Below are 1,290 nucleotides of genomic sequence, written 5' to 3'. Positions count from 1 at the left end.
AACTTCACCTGCACACCTCTCCCTCCCTCTCGTGCAGTTCTTTGCGAGGCCGATTGGCCGAATGCTGCTTTGGGGTTTGTCAGCTTACATATCAGGTGCGATCGAACTTCTTTGTATTTATCTTAGAATAACTGATCATCGGACGATACCTGTCAGTTATCGCAGGAAGGAATCGACAGCGGATGAGTCGCACAGAAAACACGGTTTCTTCCGGCCATGACAGAATCGCCCTATGCACGTGACGCGTAGATCTAGTATGCTTCGTCAGGAGGTCGGAATCGATACCCGCGGCCGCACTCAGCCCTCTGATTTCAATCCCGAAGGGTGGCGAGAAATCTCGATTCCTGTTCATGTCTCCAACGAGGTCCGTAGCCGGATTGTCACAGAGTGGGTGCCGGAGATCGAGTGGCTGTTCCAGGGCCGGAAGGTGTCCGATGTGGCCAACTGCTGGTATTGGATTACGTCAGGAAATGACTTTCCCTCTGGTCTTGCGCGAGCTCTTGGGCGACATCGGGGGCGAGCTCGTCGACGAGATCTCGCTGCCCTGGAAACGATGTGGTACCGCGTCGCCGTGACACGGGTCTGGGGTGCCCGCCAGTGTGCAGTGAACGCGCGATCAAGTGTAACTGTTCCCGGAGCGCATCTGCTGCTGCTGGACACAGCGTTTCCGCGGCGGCGTCGAGCGCAGCGACCAGTGCCTCTAATTGCACAGGTGCGTGCTCGATGATGGAGTGTGCATCGATTTGGACGAGTTCTTGGGTATGCGCTTCAAGCCATTGATCGAGTACAAGGCATTCGTCCCGGTCGAGACGTTCGAGCAGTTCAACGAGCAGCGGACGATCGATCCGAAACGTGCGGATTGCGACCTCGTGGATCCGATGTGTCTGAGCAGACCGCTCAGTCCGCAATAGCTTAACTTGTCGACCTTCTACGCGAATCAACATCCGAGTCATCCTCCGTCCACTGGAACATGACGAGGATACTTCAGGCAAGCGGCGCTCTCTACTCCGAATTGCGAGCCGCGAATACTGCGTCAGGTTCATGAGTTCCAGAGTCCGTTAACGTCAGAGTTGTCATCCGGGCTCGCTGCTGCCTCGCCAGGTCTGGTTGATTCCGGCCGCATCACTGAGCAGTGCCCAGATGAAAAGGAAGTGCGTGCACCGCTGTGGGCCATTATCGGATCTGCCTGCCATCGTCGTTTCATTGGCCGAGAAATCAAGCAGTCGTGCGAGAGCGCTCATGCGCATATGAGTTTCAATGTGAAGTCAAGTGCCGTCAGTTGGATACAAC

Annotated in this window: 1 protein-coding gene; it reads right to left on the bottom strand. The window is 55.8% G+C overall.

What is annotated here, in order from left to right; all coding sequences use genetic code 11:
• Positions 1-458: 458 nt before the first annotated feature.
• Positions 459-944, bottom strand: a complete 486-nt coding sequence (locus ACZ63H_RS38625) for a hypothetical protein (RefSeq protein ID WP_224756095.1) — start codon at positions 942-944, stop codon at positions 459-461.
• Positions 945-1,290: the final 346 nt, after the last annotated feature.

Source organism: Streptomyces sp. NPDC104831, from assembly GCF_055583025.1.
The sequence above is the reverse complement of the archived record's forward strand: the minus strand, read 5'-3'. Positions and strand labels throughout refer to the sequence as shown.